Raw genomic sequence first — 17090 nt, forward strand, 5'->3', positions numbered from 1 at the left:
CCGGCAGACCCGCTGCCGGGCCACCACAAGCCTCGCCAGCCAGCTACTTTGCCCCTGGGGCCGAGCTGGGAGCCCGGAGCCCAATGAGCTGTGTCCATCTTGAAGTTGCAGGTCACCGGGCGCCTGCTTGTTCATCATCGCCCATCCCAGCTGGTCTGGGCCAACTCGCCGATGTTGCACCCACTACTGCGGACGAGACCGCCGGGCTGCTGGTCCGTCTGGCCGCGGTCCCCGATCCGCGCCGCGCCAGGGGCCGACGGCGTCCCATCGCCTTGGTCCTGGCCCTGGCCGCCTGCGCTGTCCTGGCTGGGGCCCGATCGCTGGCCGCGATCGCCGAGTGGGCGGCCGATGCCCCCGCCGAGGTCCTGTCCCGGCTCGGCGCCCCATGCCGCGAGCCCGACCGTGGACCGACCGCCCCAGCCGAGGCCACCGTCCGCCGCGACAACCACCCCGACCGCGACGCCGATCAACCCCGCCCCTCGCTCGCGGTGGACGGCAAGACCGTGCGGGGCGCCTACCGGCCCGACGGCACGCAGGTTCACCTGCTCGCGGCGATGACCGGCACCGGCCAGGTCATCGCCCAGCGCGAAGTCGACGGCAAGACCAACGAGATCACTGTCTTCCAGCCTCTGCTTGCTCCACTCGACCTGCACAACACCATCGTCACCTTCGACGCTCTGCACTCGCAGACCGGCCACGCCCGCTTCCTGGTCGAGGACAAGGGCGCCCACTACATCGCGCTGATCAAGGCCAACCATCCCACCCTGCACCACTACTTGAAGAAGCTGCCTTGGCGGGACGTGCCGCTGCAGGGCAGGACTCGGCCACCGGCTCACGGCCGCGACGAGATCCGACGGGTCAAGACCTGCACCGTCACCGCGGGCCTCGACTTCCCGCATGCCGTTCAGGCCGTCCAGATCGTGCGCCGACGCCGGATCATCACCACTGGCAAGGTGACTCTCGAACGCGTCTACGGTGTCACCAGCCTCACGCCCGAGCAGGCCGGCCCGGTGGAGATCGCGCAGCGCGTCCGAGAGCACTGGGGCATCGAGAACAAGATCCATCACGTGCGTGACACCGCATACGTCGAGGACGCCTCCCGCGTCCGCACCGGCACCGCGCCCCGAGTCATGGCCACCCTGCGCAACCTCGCCATCGGGGCGCTGCGACTGACCGGCCACGACAACATCGCCGCAGGTATCCGCCACCACGCCCGGGACGCCGCCCGCCCGCTCATCACACTGGGCATCACCTGATCAAACCGGACACATCTCCAGAACGACGTCGCCCTGGGGTATCAGCGGAGCGAGCAACTCCCACTCCTGATCGCTGAGTTCATGACGACGTACCACGACACCATGATCTACCACCCGGATGATCTTTGAAGACGGACCCTAGTTCGCCTGCACAGCCATAGCCACCAGCCTGATCAACTGTCGCCGACTCACCAAGTGAAACGATGTCTAAGAGGCGAGCGCCTGTTCCCGGTTCACAGCATCCAGCCGTGGCACTCCCAAGTAGCTGCCGCGGCCGAGACAATCCACATCCAGGGCACGCCACGCCTCGACCATCTGATGCAGCGTCGCCGGCATGGTGGCGGGCAACACCGCGTAGTACCGCGAAAAGCGCGGGTCACAGATGACCGGCCCGCCACCGAGGGCCTCGGCCAGGAACTCGTCCAAGCAACCGGCCCCGGTGCCGGTGCTCAGAGCGGCCAACAGGCATTCGGGAATGCGTAGGGCGGAGAAAAGCCCACCGAGCGGCAGCATCGCCACCCGGTGCTGCTGCCACTCCCACCGGGCCCGGCCCCGGAACGCGGGCGGCAATGTCGCCAGCAGCCAGTCCTCCGTCGCGAGCCGACGGTCCCCAGTGGGGTGGATGAGCGCACCGCGCCCGGCCCCGATCGGGCGCAGAACGCTGAGTGCGCCCGAGGCTTCCCCCGGCTGGATACCTGCTGCCGTATCGGCGTCCACGGCTGAGTGTCGGACTGGTCGTCGTAGCCGGACAGGTACAGCGCCTGGCGCCGTAACTCCCGAAGCGATCTGCGCACGAGACGCAGACAAACTGGATTGCATGCTCCAGGGCATCGAGTACAAAGCCCAGGGCTACGAGCACGCACAGCGCTGGATCGACAACAGCCGCGGCCGCCTCGTCACAAAGACGGCGAATGAACTGGCCGACCAACTACTGGCAACCGACCCATTGGACTGGCTGCGCAGCACGATGGGCGAGCTGGGCTGACTCCTCTGCCCTTCCCCCACCGGCGGCAGAACACTGAACTGCCGTCTATTGCACTCAACGTCAAGGCCCGCGCACGACGCGGGAGTACGCCGCCTCTGCAGCGTGGCCTGCCTCCTGTCTCCGCCCCGGCTGGCCGCGCCCGGCGTGCGCTACGTGCAGCGGGCAGATCAGAAAAAGTCTGTGTGGCTGAAGCCGGTCGGCTCTACGGCTATAGCCACCTCTCCGGTCCAGGACCCGCGTCGAGCAAGACCAGGTGGCCACTCGTGCACATTGCGGGCAGGTCCAAAGCCTGCCAGCGTACGGCCCCCGATCATGCTCGCCCCCAGACTGGGCAGGCCACCGGCCAGACCCGCTGCACCGACCTACGGAAGACGCAAACCGCTGGTGGCGCCATCCCAGCAATGGGACGATGAGCGCCATGGAGTCGCGGTCGGTTGATCAGTTCATTTACATCGGAACGATGATTCGCTTCATGCAGGATGTCAACAAGGGGTGGCGGGCTTCCGGGAGAGGTGGCGTTCTTGAAAATTACGAGATGCTACTTCAATGGCTATCAGACAATGGCATGCATGTCAGCTGGAGGGCCGCGCAAACTCAATTGAGCACAGTAATGAACGAAGTAAGGGAGAGGGTTTCCGCGGAGGCGGAAGACGATCAACACGTGATTCTCCTGACAGCAGATGAAGCCAGCGAGATCAACGAAGGAGCTAACTCGCTGCGTGAGACCCTACTGGCCGAAACGGAGGGGTATGAGTCATACGTTGTCACCGATAAGAGGTACCCGATCGAGACACTACTCGCGCACCCTGAGAGGCTTATGACTCCCGGCGTCTTTCAGGCGCTACCACCTATCGCGCAATACGACTTCAAGGAAGCTGGCAGGTGTATCGCCTTCGAGTTGCCCACTGCGGCCGCTTTCCACCTCATGCGAGGCACTGAAGACACGTTGAAATACTTTTATTGCGAGGTCATTAAGCAGAAGCGTGTTGCATTCATGTGGGGGCCTATGATTAAATCCCTAAAGGAGAAAAAGAGGAATCCGCCTCCCGCGGTCTTATTGACGAACCTGGATAACCTGAGAGTCGAATTCAGGAATCCAACTCAGCATCCGGAGAAGGTTTACGACATCCACGAAGTTCAGGATTTGCTGAGCCTGAGCGTTGACGTCGTAAATCGGATGATTAAACATCTGGGTCAGGCCTAGCAGGAGCGAGCTCGAGCGCTCCCTCCGGCCGCATCGGTGTTCCGAAGATTCCCGGCGGCCCCGTCACTGAGGGCCGCGTCTAGGGCGGCACGACACCAACGGACGCGGCCCTCAGTACGACACCCCCTCCTGACCCCGACACCCGAGCGGGGCCGCAGGCGCAACCGTCTGCGGCCCCGCCATGGCGGTCAGTTCGTCACGCGGAACGTCGCGTCGCTGCGCGCCGTCGTCGTGGTGATCGGGTCGAGGCGGAGTTCGTAGGCGTAGTGGCGGATGTAGCGGTCGGGGTGGTTGTACGACTGGAACGAGGACCAGGATGAGTCGGCGAGGCCGGTGACCTGGCGGAACGTGGCGTCCGCGGCGAACTGGGGGGTGCCGTCGTTGTAGGACAGTTGGAAGTCGTAGCCGGCGTGACGCAGGAAGTGGCCGGGGAAGTTGACCGACTCGAAGGAGACGGTGCCCGAGCCTGCCAGGCCGGGTCGCAGGCGGAACTGGGCGTCCTGGCCCGTGACGTTCTGGTCGATGCGTACGTCGAAGTTGGTGTGGCGCACGTAGCGGTCCTGGAAGTTGAAGGACTGGAGGCGCTTGGCCGGGGTGTTGGGCCAGCGTGCGAGGACGCGGTTCTCCTCGGCGGCCGTGAGGGGGAGGATCGCGCCGTGGCGCTTCTTCGTGCCGCCCAGGTTGTAGCTTCCCGATGCCGGGAGGCGGTAGGTGTCGGGGGCTGAGGGGTTGGTCGTCGCGACCGGCATGTAGCCGCGTCCGGAGGCGTATTGGTCTAGGTAGAGGGTCCACTCGTCGCGGTCCCTGAACTTCATCCACATCGGGCCTTCGACCTGGGAGCCGGTCAGGCCGATGCCGGAGAGGTTGCCGAGGTTCGTCCAGGTACCGAGGATCGAGTTGCTGCCCTCGAGGGTGATCTGGCCGTCGCCGGAGGCCCGGACGTAGCGGAAGTTGCCGACGCCCGACGGCACCTCGACGATCTGGGTGTCGATGATGTTCTGGGTGCCGGGGCGGTCGATGTAGAGCTGGGGGGTGGTGATGGTACGGAAGTCCGTGGTGCGGGCGTAGTAGATGCGGTGTTTGAGGACGCCGTCCCGGGTCGCGTTCGTCGCCCAGTACAGGACGTAGTCGTTGGTCTCGGGGTTCCAGATCGCCTCGGGCGCCCACGCGTTGCGGCCGTCGGGGATCGCGCCGGCGACGTTGAGGAGCCGTGGCTGCGACCAGGTGACCAGGTCCGTCGACTCCCACACCACGAGGTTGCGGCTGCCGTTGTTCATGGAGTCGTCCCATGACTGCCCGCAGCCGATGCACAGGTCGGTCGCGATGATCCAGTACTTGTCGCCGCCGGGGGCTCTGACCAGTGCGGGGTCGCGCACGCCACGGGTGCCCACGGTGGAACGCAGGGTCATCCCGCCGCCGTTGAGGTCGCTCCAGTTCAGGCCGTCCGTGCTGTGTGAGAAGTAGATCTGCTGACCGGTCGACCCCTCCCCGATGAAGTGCGTCATCAGGTAGCCCGGGTCGGCGGCGGCGGCCCGGTCAGGTGTGGTCAGGGCCTGGCCTGTGAAGAGGAGGCAGGCGGCGAGCAATATCGCCGGCAGCCGTGAGAGAAGCACGCGCATGTGCATTTCCTGTCCTTCCTTTGACTCTCGCCGTGCCTTGGCCCGTCAGGTCTTCCGGCGTGACGTCATGGTCCGCTGGATCAGGATGAAGGCGCACAGCAGCACACCCGTGGCGATCTTCGTCCACCACGAGCTGAGCGTCCCCTCGAACGTGATGACGCTCTTGATCAGGCCGAGCACCAGCACCCCGAAGAGCGTGCCCAGCACATACCCGGAACCGCCGGTCAGCAGGGTGCCGCCGATGACCACGGCGGCGATGGCGTCGAGTTCCATGCCGACGGCGTGCAGCGGGTCGCCCGACTGGATGTAGAGCATGAACAGCAGGCCTGCCAGGGCCGAGCAGAAGCCGCTCACCGTGTACACGGCGATCTTCGTGCCGCCCAGGGGAAGGCCCATGAGCAGGGCCGACTGCTCGTTGCCGCCGATGGCGTACACGCGGCGTCCGAAGCGGGTGTAGTGGAGTACGTAGGCGGCGACGGCGAGGACGATCAGGGCCACGAGGGCGCCGATCGACAGGTCCCCCATGCCGAGTGACACTCGCGTCTGGGCCAGGGTGCCCACCGAAGCGTCGTTGATGGAGATGGACTCCTTGCTGATGACCAGGCACAGTCCGCGGAAGAGGAAGAGTCCGGCGAGGGTGACGATGAAGGGCTGGATCTCGAAGTTGTGGATGACGTAGCCCATCAGGAAGCCGCCGAAGGCGCCGACGGCCAGTGCGAGGGGGACGACCAGGAGCAGCGGCAGTCCCTGACGTTCCACCAGCCATGCCGTGAACATGGTGGTGAAGCCGATCACGGAGCCCACGGACAGGTCGATGCCGCCCGACATGATGACGAAGGTGGCTCCGATGGCGGCGACCAGCAGATAGCCGTTGTCGATGAACAGGTTGAGGAACACCTGGGGTTCGGCGAAGCCGTAGTTCTGGTACCGGCTGAGGCCGGCGACGTACATGGCGATGAACAGGGCGGCCGTGACCAGGACGGGCAGCCGCCGGTCGCCGAGCAGGCGCGTGGCACGGGCACGGGAGGCGGTGCTGCCGCTCGGGGCCGCCTTGGGGGTCTGGGTGGTCGCGCTCATCGCGACACCTCCATCTTCGGGGCGGCGTCGGCCGCCGGAGCGGGCCCCACCGGGGCGGCGCCCTGGCGCGGGCCCTTGGGGCCCTTCGCGCCGAAGACCTTGGCCCGGAACTTCGGGGACTGCAGCAGGCAGACGACGATGACGACGGCGGCCTTGAAGACCAGGTTGGTCTGGGTCGGTACGCCGATGGTGTAGATGGTGGTGGTCAGGGTCTGGATGACGAGGGCGCCGACCACCGTGCCGCCGATGGAGAAACGGCCGCCGAGCAGCGAGGTGCCGCCGATGACCACGGCGAGGATCGCGTCGAGTTCGATCCACAGACCGGCGTTGTTGCCGTCCGCGGCCGAGGTGTTGGAGCTGATCATCAGGCCCGCGATGCCCGCGCACAGCGCGCAGAACATGTAGACCATGATCTTGATGCGAGTGGACCTGATGCCCACCAGGCGGCTGGCCTCGGCGTTGCCGCCGACCGACTCGACCAGCAGGCCGAGCGCCGTACGGCGGGTCAGCGCCACGGTGACGGCCACCACCGCCGCGACGACGAAGATGGAGAAGGGCAGGGTCAGCCAGTAGCCGCCGCCGATCAGCTTGTACGGCTCGCTGTTGACGGTGATGATCTGGCCGTCGGTGATCAGCTGGGCGACACCTCGGCCCGCGACCATGATGATGAGGGTCGCGATGATGGGCTGGATTCCCATCCTGGCCACCAGGAAGCCGTTCCACAGACCGCAGACGACCGCGGCCACCAGCCCGATGCCCATCGCCAGGAACACCGCGGACAGGGTGTTCTGGTCGGCCTGGTCGCTGATGTACGAACAGGTCAGGGCGCCGGTGATGGCGACCACGGCACCGACGGAGAGGTCGATGCCGCCGGTGGCGATGACGAGGGTCATGCCGACCGCGACCAGGATCAGCGGTGAGCCGAACAGCACGATGGAGACGAGGCTGCCGTAGAGGTGGCCGTCCGTCATCCTGATCGAGAAGAAGTCGGGCGTGAAGGGGACGTTGACGAGCAGCAGGGCGATCAGGACCGCGACCGGCCAGAACAGGTGGTGACGCGTCAGTGCTCGCCGGCGGGAGGTGGTGGTCACTGGTGTTCTCCGCTCGCGATGGTCTCGAGGATCTTGCTGGTGGTGATCTCCGGCCCGTTGGTCAGCCGCGCCACCAGCCGGCGGTCGCGCAGCACTCCGATGGTGTGGCTGAGCCGGAGCACCTCCTCCAGTTCGGCCGCGATGTACAGCACCGACATGCCGTCCTCGGAGAGGGACACCACGAGTTTCTGGATCTCCGTCTTGGCGCCGATGTCGATGCCGCGCGTCGGCTCGTCGAGGATCAGCAGCTTCGGCCGGGTGATCAGCCAGCGGGCGAGCAGGACCTTCTGCTGGTTGCCGCCGCTGAGGCGGACCACGCGGGCCTCCGGGTCGGCGGGGCGGATGTCCAGCGCCTTGATGTACTGGGCGACGAGTTCGTCGCGCTGGGAGGCCGGGATGGGCCGGGTCCAGCCGCGGGCCGCCTGGAGGGCGAGGATGATGTTCTCGCGCACCGTCAGGTCGGGGACCAGACCCTCGCTCTTGCGGTTCTCCGAGCAGAACGCCACACCGGCCGCGATGGCGTCGTTCGGGGCGCTCATCGAGACCTGCTTGCCGTCGATGGTCACCTTGCCGCTGTCGGGCTGGTCGGCTCCGAACAGCAGCCGGGCGAGCTCCGTGCGGCCCGATCCCAGGAGGCCGGCGAGGCCGAGCACCTCACCCTTGTTGATCTGCAGGTCGAAGGGGGTGATCCCGCCGGTGCGGCCGAGCCCCTCGGCCTTGACCAGGGTCTCGCCGACGTCGGAGCGCAGCTGGTGCTCGTGCAGTTCCTCGAGCTGGTCCAGGGCCTTGCCGATCATCAGCTCGATCAGCCCGACCTGGTCGAGGTCGCGGACCAGGTGCTCGCCGACCAGGGTGCCGTTGCGCAGGACGGTCATGCGGTCGCAGACCTCGTAGATCTGGTCGAGGAAGTGCGACACGAACAGGATCGCGACGCCCTCGTCCCTCAACTGCCGCATCAGGCGGAACAGTTCGAGGACCTCGTCGCGGTCGAGGCTGGAGGTCGGCTCGTCGAGGACCAGCACCTTGGTGCCGGAGCCGGCGGCGTCACGGTCCCCGGTGCCCACCGACCGTACGATCGCGACCAGTTGCTGCACGGCCAGCGGGTACGAGGACAGCGGCGCGGCGACGTCGATGTCGAGTCCGAGCCGGTCGACCAGCTCCGCCGCCTCCTTGCGCATCCGCTTCCACTGGATGCGGCCGGCGCGGGTGGGTTCGCGTCCGATGAAGATGTTCTCCGCCACCGACAGGTTGGGGCAGAGGTTGACCTCCTGGTAGACCGTGCTGATGCCGGCCTGCTGCGCCTGGAGCGGGCTGCCGAACCGTACGGACTCGCCGTCCAGGGTGATCGTGCCGCCGTCCAGGGAGTAGACGCCCGTCAGCACCTTGATCAGCGTGGACTTCCCGGCGCCGTTCTCGCCCATCAACGCGTGGATCTCACCCGGGAAGAGACGGAAGTCGACGCCCGACAGAGCCCGTACCCCCGGAAACTCTTTGACTATGCCCGTCATCTCCAGGACGGGCCGCGGCTCTGCCATGGCAGCGCTCCTCGTGAATGGTCCAGGTCCGCGGGGAGCCTCCCGGCCGGGGATGCCGGCCGGCCGGAGGCTCCCGCCGGTGGGGACGGTCGGTCAGTACTTGCGGGTGGGGAGCGCGTCCTTGGCCTGGTCCTGCATGAAGTCGCTCTCCTTGGTCTTGATCCAGCGTTCGACCGTCTCGCCGTCCTTGACCTTCTTCACGACCTCCATCAGCTGCGGGCCGAGCAGCGGGTTGCACTCGACGATGGCGTTGATCTTGCCTTCGGACATGGCGACGAAGCCGTCCTTCACGCCGTCGATGGAGACGATGAGGATGTCCTTGCCGGGCTTCTTGCCGGCCGCCTCGATGGACTGGATGGCGCCGATGGCCATGTCGTCGTTGTGCGCGAAGAGCACGTTGATGTCCGGGTTGGACTGGAGGAAGGCCGCCATGACCTGCTTGCCGCCGGCCCGGGTGAAGTCACCGGTCTGGCTGACGACGACCTTCCAGTCGTCCGCGTGGTCCGCCTCCATGACCTCCTTGAAGCCCTTGGCGCGCTCGATCGCGGGGGCGGCGCCGGTGGTGCCCTCCAACTGGGCGATCTTCACGGGGCCCTTGTGGCCTGCCTTCTCCAGGACCTTCTCCAGGATCTTGGCGGCGCGCCGGCCCTCGTCCGTGAAGTCGGAGCCGACCAGGGTGACGTACAGGGAGTCGTCGGAGGTCTCGACGGAGCGGTCGGTGAGGACCACCGGGATCTTCGCGGCCTTGGCCTCCTTGAGCACGGCGTCCCAGCCCGTGACGACCACCGGCGAGAAGGCGATGACGTCGACCTTCTGCGCGATGTAGTTGCGGATCGCGGAGATCTGGTTCTCCTGCTTCTGCTGGGCGTCGGAGAACTTGAGGGTGTAACCCGCGTCCTTCGCGGCTGACTTCACCGAGTCGCTGTTGGCGGTGCGCCAGCCGCTCTCCGAGCCGACCTGGGAGAAGCCGAGGGTGATCGCCTTGCTGCCGCTGCCGGCGGAGGCGGCGGCGTCGCCGTCCTCCTTGGCGCAGGCCGCGAGTCCGGTCGCAGCCGCCACGCCGACCGCCGCGGTGAGGAAGTTCCTTCTGCTGAGCATGCTTGATCTCCTTCGTTGAGCCGGCCCGGGGAATGGACCCGTGTGCTGCGGCTTCTGACGTTCCGTCGGGAACCGTGGAAGTGTGATGACGTTCTGAGAACCGACCAATGTTCGAAATATTGAACATGCGTGGCCGCGGAGGGGAAGTGGTCGGAGTGGCGCCGGCGTCGCCCGGCCGACGCGGGCGATGAGTCACCGACGGGGTGATGAGTCGCCGACGGGGGCGATGAGTCCGGGCTCAAAGAAGGGCCGTCTACGTTGTGCCGTCTAATCGTTGGACGCCACCTGCCAGGGAGGTGCTGCTGTGCGCCGGATGTGCCACGGCTGTACCTCCCTCAAGTGGTCAGTGATGGGGAGGTCATATGAGCGCCCACCGTCACTTCTGGTCAAGAGGTTGCGCGAGAAGCAGGCCATCACGTTTGGGTAACGCGGGGCAGCGGGCGAGGCCGACGGCCTGCCGGTCGCCCGACGCGAAAGCGGTCTTCTTCGGCAGGGATATTGACGCCCGGCAGGCATGGCCATACCTTTCGATCGCTGAACGAAGTATCGAACTCCGTGCGACATGCCGGACGGTCGGCTCGCTGACGGTCCCTCCTTGCACGCTGGTCCGGGTCGTAGCCGCGAAATGAGGGCACCGTTATGACGGCGACTACGACGACTACGACGGCGGCAAGAGGTCAGGTGACAACGGGTAGGAGGTCCCTGTGGCGGGGGCCGGGCTACAGCACCCGCAGGGCCTGGTGTACGTCGCGCTCGCGCCTGGCCAGCGCGCGCAGCACGGCCTGGTCGCCGTGCCGGTCGCGGGCGGCTGCGACGAGGACGTCGACCGCTATGGCGAGGGCGGCGTCGGGCGCCCGGTGATCAGTGCCCACGCTGAGCGCGAGGTCCTCGATGTGAACCGCCAGCTCGACACAACGGGTCTGCAGGTAGCCGTCGAGCAGCATCTCCTCTCCCGGCCGGTGGAGGACCTCCACCCGTCGATCGACCGGCTCCGTGCACAGGCGCCGCGTCAGCCGCTCCCACGCCACCCGTGCCTGCTCGGCCACGGCAGCGGGGCCGGCGGCGGCTGTTTCCTCGCTGCGGGTACGCACCCCGACATTCAGCGCCGAGTCGGGCTTCGATGTGCCGACGAGTCGCGCGTAGTACCGCACCGGCGACACCGGTTCCGCGCCGAGCACCTGGCCGTCGAGGAACCACTCGACCTGCAGGACGCTCCGAGCGAGGTGACCGGCCAGTCCACCCACCGACATCCCGGCGAGCACGGACTCGTCCTTCCAGCAGCGGGCTACCTGCTCGGTGGCCAGCAGGTCCACGGCCTTCTCGGCCGCCTCCAGATACGCGTTCCGTATCCCATCAGTCATGCGGGCATCGTCCCAGAACCAAGATCCAGACCGCTCTTCCGTCCACGCCATGGACCGGCGGTCGCACAGCTGCGGAGCGGCCTGCCTTCCGGGGACGGGCTCCACGGCCGCCCGCCCGAAGCCAACCGCGTCTGCGCCGCACGCCGCACGCCGCAGCGCCGTGATCATTCCGCTCCGGCCGATCCCTCCGGCCGGGCGAAAGCGAGGATGCCGGGGACCGCTTCGCGCAAGCTCGCGAAGTGCCGGTGGACGCCGGCCACCGCAGCCGCGGTGTTGACGCCCCACACCGTCATGCCGGCCCGCAGCCCCGCTTCGACTCCGGACGGGGCGTCCTCGATGACCAGGCACGCCTCGGGCCGGACACCGAGCTGCTCCGCGGCCACCAGGTAGGGCACGGGCGAGGGTTTGCCTTCGCCCACTGCGGCGGCGTCCACGATGACGCGCGGGACCGGCAGGCCCGTTCGGGCAAATCGCCCGCGCACCCGGTGCTCGTAGTTGGAGGTCACGAGCGCCCACGCCCCCGAGGGCAGGGTGCCCAGCAGCTGCGACGCGCCGTCGAAGGCCGCATAGACGCCGGACCGGACGTCCTCGTCCTCCAGTTCGTGCAGCACGGCCAGGCACTCCCTTGGCTCCTCGTCCGGAGCCACGGTGGCGAAGGTCTCCATCGGCCGTGTCCGCAGGGCCACCCGGTAGACCTCGGTCGCGTCCAGCCCGTACCGCTCCGCCCAACCGGCCCAGACCCGGCGCTGGTTGTCCACCGCGTCGATCAACGTGCCGTCGACGTCGAAGAGGACGCACTTGCCGGGGCCGGGTCGCACAGGGTCAGTGGTCACGCCGTGATCATGCCAGGGAGCCTCCGTCCTGCCCTCCCCCGGAGGCGTGATGGTCAAGGTCCGCAGCTCTGGGAAAGGTCGCCCTTCCAGGGTGGTGGCCAGGGGACTGACTCCGCTATGCGCGTCCGTGAGAGGAGGGCAGCCGTGGGGGGCCACGCGTCTTCGGCCTGCGCGGCAAGCCCCGACGTGAAACGGTGTGGAACCACCTCGCCGACACCTCTGTCGCGGCGCGGTTGTGGGAGGCGAGCTGCGACCTGACCCGAGTCGGCCCCGGCAGCATCCCCGGATAGCGCCGGGGGCGGATCGGCCGGCAAGCGTAGTCACACCGCTATGCGGGATCAGGGGTCAGCCGGTCGAGGCGTGGGTCGGGGAGGGCTCGGTGGCGGGGCGGGGCTCGGCGGCCGACTCCGAGGGCGGTGGCTTCGCGTGGGTGTTCGCTGGGTCCAGGCGGAGCATGGCCGTTTCGTCCGGGGTGCCGGGGGCTGCCTGGTAGACCACCATGCGCTGGCCGCCCGTCCGGGCCAGTCGCATGACCTCGTAGGTCAGGGTCATCCGGCCGGCCTTCGGGTGCTGGAAGCACTTCTGCCCGCCGCCGCGTTCACAGACGTCGTACCGCTCCCAGAGCTGCGCGAACTTCGCCGACTTCAGCATCAGTTCGCCGACGAGCGCGGTCAGCTCGGGATCGTCCGGATCGGCCCCGGCGACCGCCCGCAGGTGTGCCACCGAGGAGGTGACGGTTTCCTCCCACGGCTCGTAGAGCGTCCGGCCGACCGGGTGCAGGAAGAGGTAGCGGGTCAGGTTGCGCTGGTTTTCGGGCCAGTCCCAGAGCCCGGGCAACAGCCGTCGGCCGGGCGGGTTCGCGGCCAGGAGGCGGTTGTAGCGGCTCACCACGTACGCGGGCAGCGGGCGCACCGACTCCAGCATCCGCAGGACCGACTCGCGGACGGTGTGGTCCGAGCAGGCCGGCAGCTCGGAGGGCCGGCCGGAGGCCAGCTCCGCGAGTTCGTGCAGGCGTTCGTAACCGTCGCCCCGCAGCCGCAGGGCGCGGCCGAGGGCGTCCACGACGGCGGGGGAAGGGTTGGTCTCCCGGCCGCGCTCCAGACGGATGTAGTAGTCGACACTCACTCCGGCCAGCGCGGCCAGTTCCTCACGGCGCAGTCCGGGAGTGCGGCGCAGGCCCGCGCCGGCCGGGAGACCGACGTCCTCCGGGCGTACCTGCGCCCGGCGGGCCTTCAGGTATCGGCCGAGTTCCGTGCCCCTCGTGTCCGCTGCTGCCATCCGGCCATTGTCGCAGGCGGCCGGGGAGCGTGGGGGGCCGTGTCAGGGCCTGGAACGCCGCACCCCGGGTACAGCGCGGTCTGCCGCGCGGCCGCGTGCGGGAGGAGAGTCGAGCTTGCCGGAGCGGGCGGCCCGTCCGCCGGGGCCCAGGGGGTGCGTGACACCGGTCCGCGGCCTCGGAAACGGGTTGGTGCCGCCCGCCCGGTCTTCGCTGTGAAGTCGTCCCTCGCACCAGGAGTTCACCATGCCGGCCACCCCTGCCCCGTCTCCGTCCCCGGCCCGGACAACCGGGTCGCCGCCTGCCGAGGGCCCCGTACTGCCGCGGTGCGGCGGGGTCGCGCTGGTCGCTTCGCTGCTCGGGTTCACCGTGATCACCGTCGACGTCTCGGCCGTGAACATCGCGCTGCCCGCGATCCGGGACTCCCTCAGCGGCGGAATGGCCGGGCTGCAGTGGGTGGTCGACGCCTACACCCTGATGTTCGCGGCCCTGATGCTCTCCGCGGGTGCCCTCGCCGACCGCATCGGCGCCCGTCGCGCCTACGCGTGGGGCGTCGCCCTGTTCACCCTCGCCTCGCTCGGCTGCGCGCTCGCGCCCGGGATCGGCGTGCTGGTCGGGGCGCGCGTGGCGCAGGGTGCCGCCGCCGCGATCGTGATGCCGGCCTCGCTGGCGCTGATCCGGCAGGCCTACGACGACTCCCGGGCGCGTGCCCGCGCCATCGCGCTGTGGACGGTCGGCGGCTCGGTGGCGATGGCCGCGGGCCCGGTGCTGGGCGGGCTGCTCACCGACTCGGCCGGCTGGCGGGCGGTCTTCCTGCTCAACCTCCCGGTGGGCGCGGTGATCCTGGGTCTGCTGGTGCGGGTGCAGCGCTCCCCGCGCCGGCCCGCCGCGCTGGACGGCGGCGGTCAGCTCACCGCCGTACTGGCCCTGGCCGGGCTGGCCTTCGCGGTGATCGAGGGCGGGCACCTCGGCTGGACCAGCGGCCCCGTACTGGCCGCCGCCGCGCTCGCCATCGCCTCCGGGTACGCCTTCTACGTCGTGGAGGCCCGGCACCGGCAGCCCATGGTCCCGCTGGGCATGCTGCGGGACCGCCGGGTGGCCGTCCCGCTCGCGGTCGGTTTCGCCCTCAACGCCGCCTTCTACGGGGGGATCTTCCTGCTCGGGCTGTACTACCAGCAGCTGCGCGGGATGTCGGCGATCGCGGCCGGGCTGATGTTCGTGCCGATGTCGGCCGTGGTGACGGCGACCAACCTGGTGTCGCCGCGGCTGGCGGAGCGGATCGGGCGGCGGCCGGTGATCGTCGCCGGGCAGTTGGTCTTCACCGGGGCGATGCTGGCCATGCTGCCGCTGGCCCCGCACACCCCGGTGTGGCTGGTACTCGTCCTGCTGCTGCCGTTGAGCGTCGGCGGGGCGCTCGCGGTGCCCGCGGTGACCGCGCTGCTGATGGACGCCGTCCCGCAGGAGCGCGCGGGCACCGCGTCCGGGCTGCTCAACTCCCTTCGCCAGACCGGTGGCGCACTGTCCGTCGCCCTGTTCGGCAGTCTTCTCGCCGGCCCCGGCGGGGACTTCTCGCTCCCGGGCATGCGCGTCGGCCTGCTCGCCGTCGCCGCGCTCCTGTTCGCCACGGCCGTCCTCTCGCGCCTCCTCCTGCCCCGCGGTGGATCCCGTGTGCAGGGCCTGGGCGGGGCGGAAGCGTAGGTGCCGTCTGACGCTCCCCCACGGCACGGCCCTAACGGTGACTCCGCTGCGCGAGCCACCCCGCCATCGCCCGTACCCCGATGCCGATGGACCGCTCGTCCGGCGCGAAGTCGGGGAAGTGGGGGTAGCCGGTGGTGACGGGGGCGCCGGGGGTGCGGACGCCGAGGAAGGTGTAGGTGCCGGGGAGGCGGTCCAGGTAGAGGGCGTAGTCCTCGCCGCTGAAGGGCGGGAACGCGGAGTGGAGCGTGGTGACCGGGTCACGGCCCGGTGCGCGGCGCAGGTGGCGGGCGAGCGCGCGGGCGTCGGGTTCGGGGCAGACCAGGGCCGGGAACGGCTCGGCGGGGAAGCGCACGGCGGCCCCCGCGTACGACGTGGCCAGCCGGCGGATCTCCCCGCGTATCTCCGTGTACCGCTCCTGCGGCCAACAGCGGTAGGACACGCTCACGTTGGTGTCCTGTGCCGAGGCCCGGAGGGCGACGAAGCGGGCGAGCGGGCCGTCGGGCGTCTGGGCGTCGGTGACCATCCGCTCGATGTCCGCGGGCGTCTGCGGGGGTGTCACCGTGGCGAGCGCGCCGATCTCGGCGGCCAGGCGCCGCGCGGCCTCGGGTGCGTCCGGGCCCCGGAGCGTCACCTCCGCCTTGTCCTGGCCCGGCATCCCGTAGCCCCCGGTCACGGCGAACCGGCCGACGGGGAAGGGTCCGCAGTGCAGCGCGTGGATCTCCTCGACGCGGGTGCGTTCCAGCACGCCCGCCTCGATCAGTGCGCGGGCTCCGGACAGGCTCTCCTCGGCGGGCTGGAAGAGGAACACCACCGTGCCGCTCAGGTGCCGCCGCAGCCGGGCCAGGACCTTGGCGACGCCGAGGGCCACCGTCGTGTGGATGTCGTGCCCGCAGAGGTGGGCCGCGGCCTGGCCGCCCCCGACGATGTCCTTGGGCGGTACGGCGTCCATGTCGGCCCGGTACGCGACCGTCCGGCCCGGGCGCGTGCCGTGCAGGACACCGACCACGCCGTGGCCGCCGATCCCGGTGGTGACGGTCAGCCCGGCCGCTCGCAGTTCCCGGGCCACCACGCCGGCGGTACGACGCTCCTCCCCCGGCAGTTCGGGGTGCCGGTGGAGGTCCCGCCGCAGCTCGATCAACCCGGCCTCCAGGCGCGTCACTTCGGCGTCCACCGCCCCGTACGCCAACGGTCCCCTCCACCCGCCGGCGACGGCCTTCCCCGTCGTACCCCACACGGTTCCGGCACCGGCTGCTGCCGCCATGCCGGCCGCCAGCAGCGTGCGGCGGGCCGGACTGTGCTCCGTAGGACGCTTCACCGTTCCCCCTTCGTGATCCGTCAACGTGGTCGCCCGGCGAGCGGAAGCCCGTCGTGGAAACCCGTTGGTACACGATCACTTCTCACCCCTGCCGCCGCCCATCCGGCGAGCCACCGCACGTCAGGGGGGGCAGCCCCCGGCCCCTGAGTCCGACCCCTCACGCGCCACCGGAGTGAGGTTGCTCCGAGAGGACGGAAGCAGCGGACTTCACCAAGGCCGGACCGCTGACGTCCTCGGCGCCGGAGACGTAGGCGAGCCACCGGAGTTCGTCACAGGCGAAGAAGGACTCGCCCCACGAGTCGACGCGGATCCGCGCCCGGCGGTCCCCCGATCGCGTCAGGTCCCACCAGGCCCACCCTCGGAATTCGGATGCGGGGTCGAACTGGTACAGCCATTCCTGCAGGTTCCACGGCCCCTGCCCGATCGCGGCCGTGTAGCGCTCCCTGCCCCGGGCCGCGAAGTCGGGGACCGGCCCGGTCCCTCCTCGGCAGGCGGCGACGAACCAGGCCGGAATCTCGCCGACGGGAAGGTCCTCCCCCTCGAACGGCTGCGAGAGCACCAGGTTGAGGGCGGGGTCCAGCACGGACCGCACCCTGCGGCCGAACTCGTCGACCGGGCAGCTCGTCCGCAGGTCGAAGGCGCTCAGCACGGGGGGCGCGTGTCCTGGTGCCGGCCCGTTCGACAGGCGGCCTCTCTCCTGCTCGATGTCCTCGATGTCATGCATCATCCGCGAGCCTTCTCC

Annotated in this window: 14 protein-coding genes and 1 pseudogene; 4 read left to right on the forward strand and 11 right to left on the reverse strand. The window is 69.2% G+C overall.

Going from position 1 to position 17090, the window contains the following annotated elements; all coding sequences use genetic code 11:
• The first annotated feature begins 83 nt into the window (after positions 1–83).
• Positions 84–1256, forward strand: coding sequence for an ISAs1 family transposase (locus ACIBL4_RS27655; protein WP_399414507.1), 1173 nt, complete (start codon positions 84–86; stop codon positions 1254–1256).
• Between the two features lie 207 nt (positions 1257–1463).
• Here ACIBL4_RS27655 and ACIBL4_RS27660 read toward each other — a convergent pair whose 3' ends face one another.
• Positions 1464–1973 carry a hypothetical protein gene (locus tag ACIBL4_RS27660; protein WP_399414508.1) on the reverse strand — a complete coding sequence of 170 codons (510 nt, stop codon included), beginning with the start codon at positions 1971–1973 and terminating at the stop codon, positions 1464–1466.
• 55 nt (positions 1974–2028) lie between these two features.
• On the opposite strand from ACIBL4_RS27660, the pseudogene ACIBL4_RS27665 reads away from it, so the two are divergent.
• Both ACIBL4_RS27665 and ACIBL4_RS27670 read left to right on the forward strand, forming a co-directional pair.
• Positions 2029–2241: pseudogene (locus tag ACIBL4_RS27665) on the forward strand (HAD family hydrolase); the annotation flags it as partial.
• 409 nt (positions 2242–2650) lie between these two features.
• The gene (locus ACIBL4_RS27670; protein WP_399414509.1) at positions 2651–3445 is read left to right on the forward strand and encodes a hypothetical protein; all 795 of its coding nucleotides are present in this window, start codon (positions 2651–2653) and stop codon (positions 3443–3445) included.
• Positions 3446–3633: 188 nt separating this feature from the next.
• On the opposite strand, the gene ACIBL4_RS27675 is transcribed toward ACIBL4_RS27670, so the two are convergent.
• The 8 genes from ACIBL4_RS27675 to ACIBL4_RS27710 form a co-directional block, all read right to left on the reverse strand.
• Complete coding sequence (locus tag ACIBL4_RS27675) at positions 3634–5064, reverse strand: glycoside hydrolase family 43 protein (RefSeq protein WP_399414510.1); 1431 nt, start codon at positions 5062–5064, stop codon at positions 3634–3636.
• A 45-nt stretch (positions 5065–5109) separates the two neighbouring features.
• Entirely contained in the window at positions 5110–6141 is a 1032-nt protein-coding gene (yjfF, locus tag ACIBL4_RS27680; protein ID WP_399414511.1) for a galactofuranose ABC transporter, permease protein YjfF, read from the reverse strand.
• A complete protein-coding gene (locus ACIBL4_RS27685; protein ID WP_399414512.1) occupies positions 6138–7232 on the reverse strand; it encodes an ABC transporter permease in 1095 nt (364 codons plus the stop codon). Before ACIBL4_RS27685 ends, yjfF begins: the two co-directional genes overlap by 4 nt.
• On the reverse strand, positions 7229–8767 hold the full coding sequence (locus ACIBL4_RS27690; RefSeq protein ID WP_399414513.1) for a sugar ABC transporter ATP-binding protein: 1539 nt from the start codon (positions 8765–8767) through the stop codon (positions 7229–7231). Before ACIBL4_RS27690 ends, ACIBL4_RS27685 begins: the two co-directional genes overlap by 4 nt.
• A gap of 93 nt (positions 8768–8860) precedes the next feature.
• On the reverse strand, positions 8861–9865 hold the full coding sequence (locus tag ACIBL4_RS27695; protein WP_399414514.1) for an ABC transporter substrate-binding protein: 1005 nt from the start codon (positions 9863–9865) through the stop codon (positions 8861–8863).
• 719 nt (positions 9866–10584) lie between these two features.
• Complete coding sequence (locus ACIBL4_RS27700) at positions 10585–11226, reverse strand: maleylpyruvate isomerase N-terminal domain-containing protein (protein ID WP_399414515.1); 642 nt, start codon at positions 11224–11226, stop codon at positions 10585–10587.
• Positions 11227–11390: 164 nt separating this feature from the next.
• Positions 11391–12059 carry an HAD family hydrolase gene (locus ACIBL4_RS27705; protein WP_399414516.1) on the reverse strand — a complete coding sequence of 223 codons (669 nt, stop codon included), beginning with the start codon at positions 12057–12059 and terminating at the stop codon, positions 11391–11393.
• A 345-nt stretch (positions 12060–12404) separates the two neighbouring features.
• Entirely contained in the window at positions 12405–13337 is a 933-nt protein-coding gene (locus ACIBL4_RS27710; RefSeq protein ID WP_399414517.1) for a helix-turn-helix domain-containing protein, read from the reverse strand.
• A gap of 244 nt (positions 13338–13581) precedes the next feature.
• Between ACIBL4_RS27710 and ACIBL4_RS27715 the strand changes: the two genes are divergently transcribed.
• A complete protein-coding gene (locus tag ACIBL4_RS27715; RefSeq protein ID WP_399414518.1) occupies positions 13582–15033 on the forward strand; it encodes an MFS transporter in 1452 nt (483 codons plus the stop codon).
• A 31-nt stretch (positions 15034–15064) separates the two neighbouring features.
• On the opposite strand, the gene ACIBL4_RS27720 is transcribed toward ACIBL4_RS27715, so the two are convergent.
• The gene (locus ACIBL4_RS27720) at positions 15065–16294 is read right to left on the reverse strand and encodes a M20 family metallopeptidase (protein ID WP_399414584.1); all 1230 of its coding nucleotides are present in this window, start codon (positions 16292–16294) and stop codon (positions 15065–15067) included.
• A 211-nt stretch (positions 16295–16505) separates the two neighbouring features.
• Complete coding sequence (locus ACIBL4_RS27725; protein WP_399414519.1) at positions 16506–17075, reverse strand: hypothetical protein; 570 nt, start codon at positions 17073–17075, stop codon at positions 16506–16508.
• Positions 17076–17090 lie beyond the last annotated feature (15 nt).

The organism is Streptomyces sp. NPDC050416 (genome assembly GCF_044458845.1).
Taxonomy (GTDB): domain Bacteria; phylum Actinomycetota; class Actinomycetes; order Streptomycetales; family Streptomycetaceae; genus Streptomyces.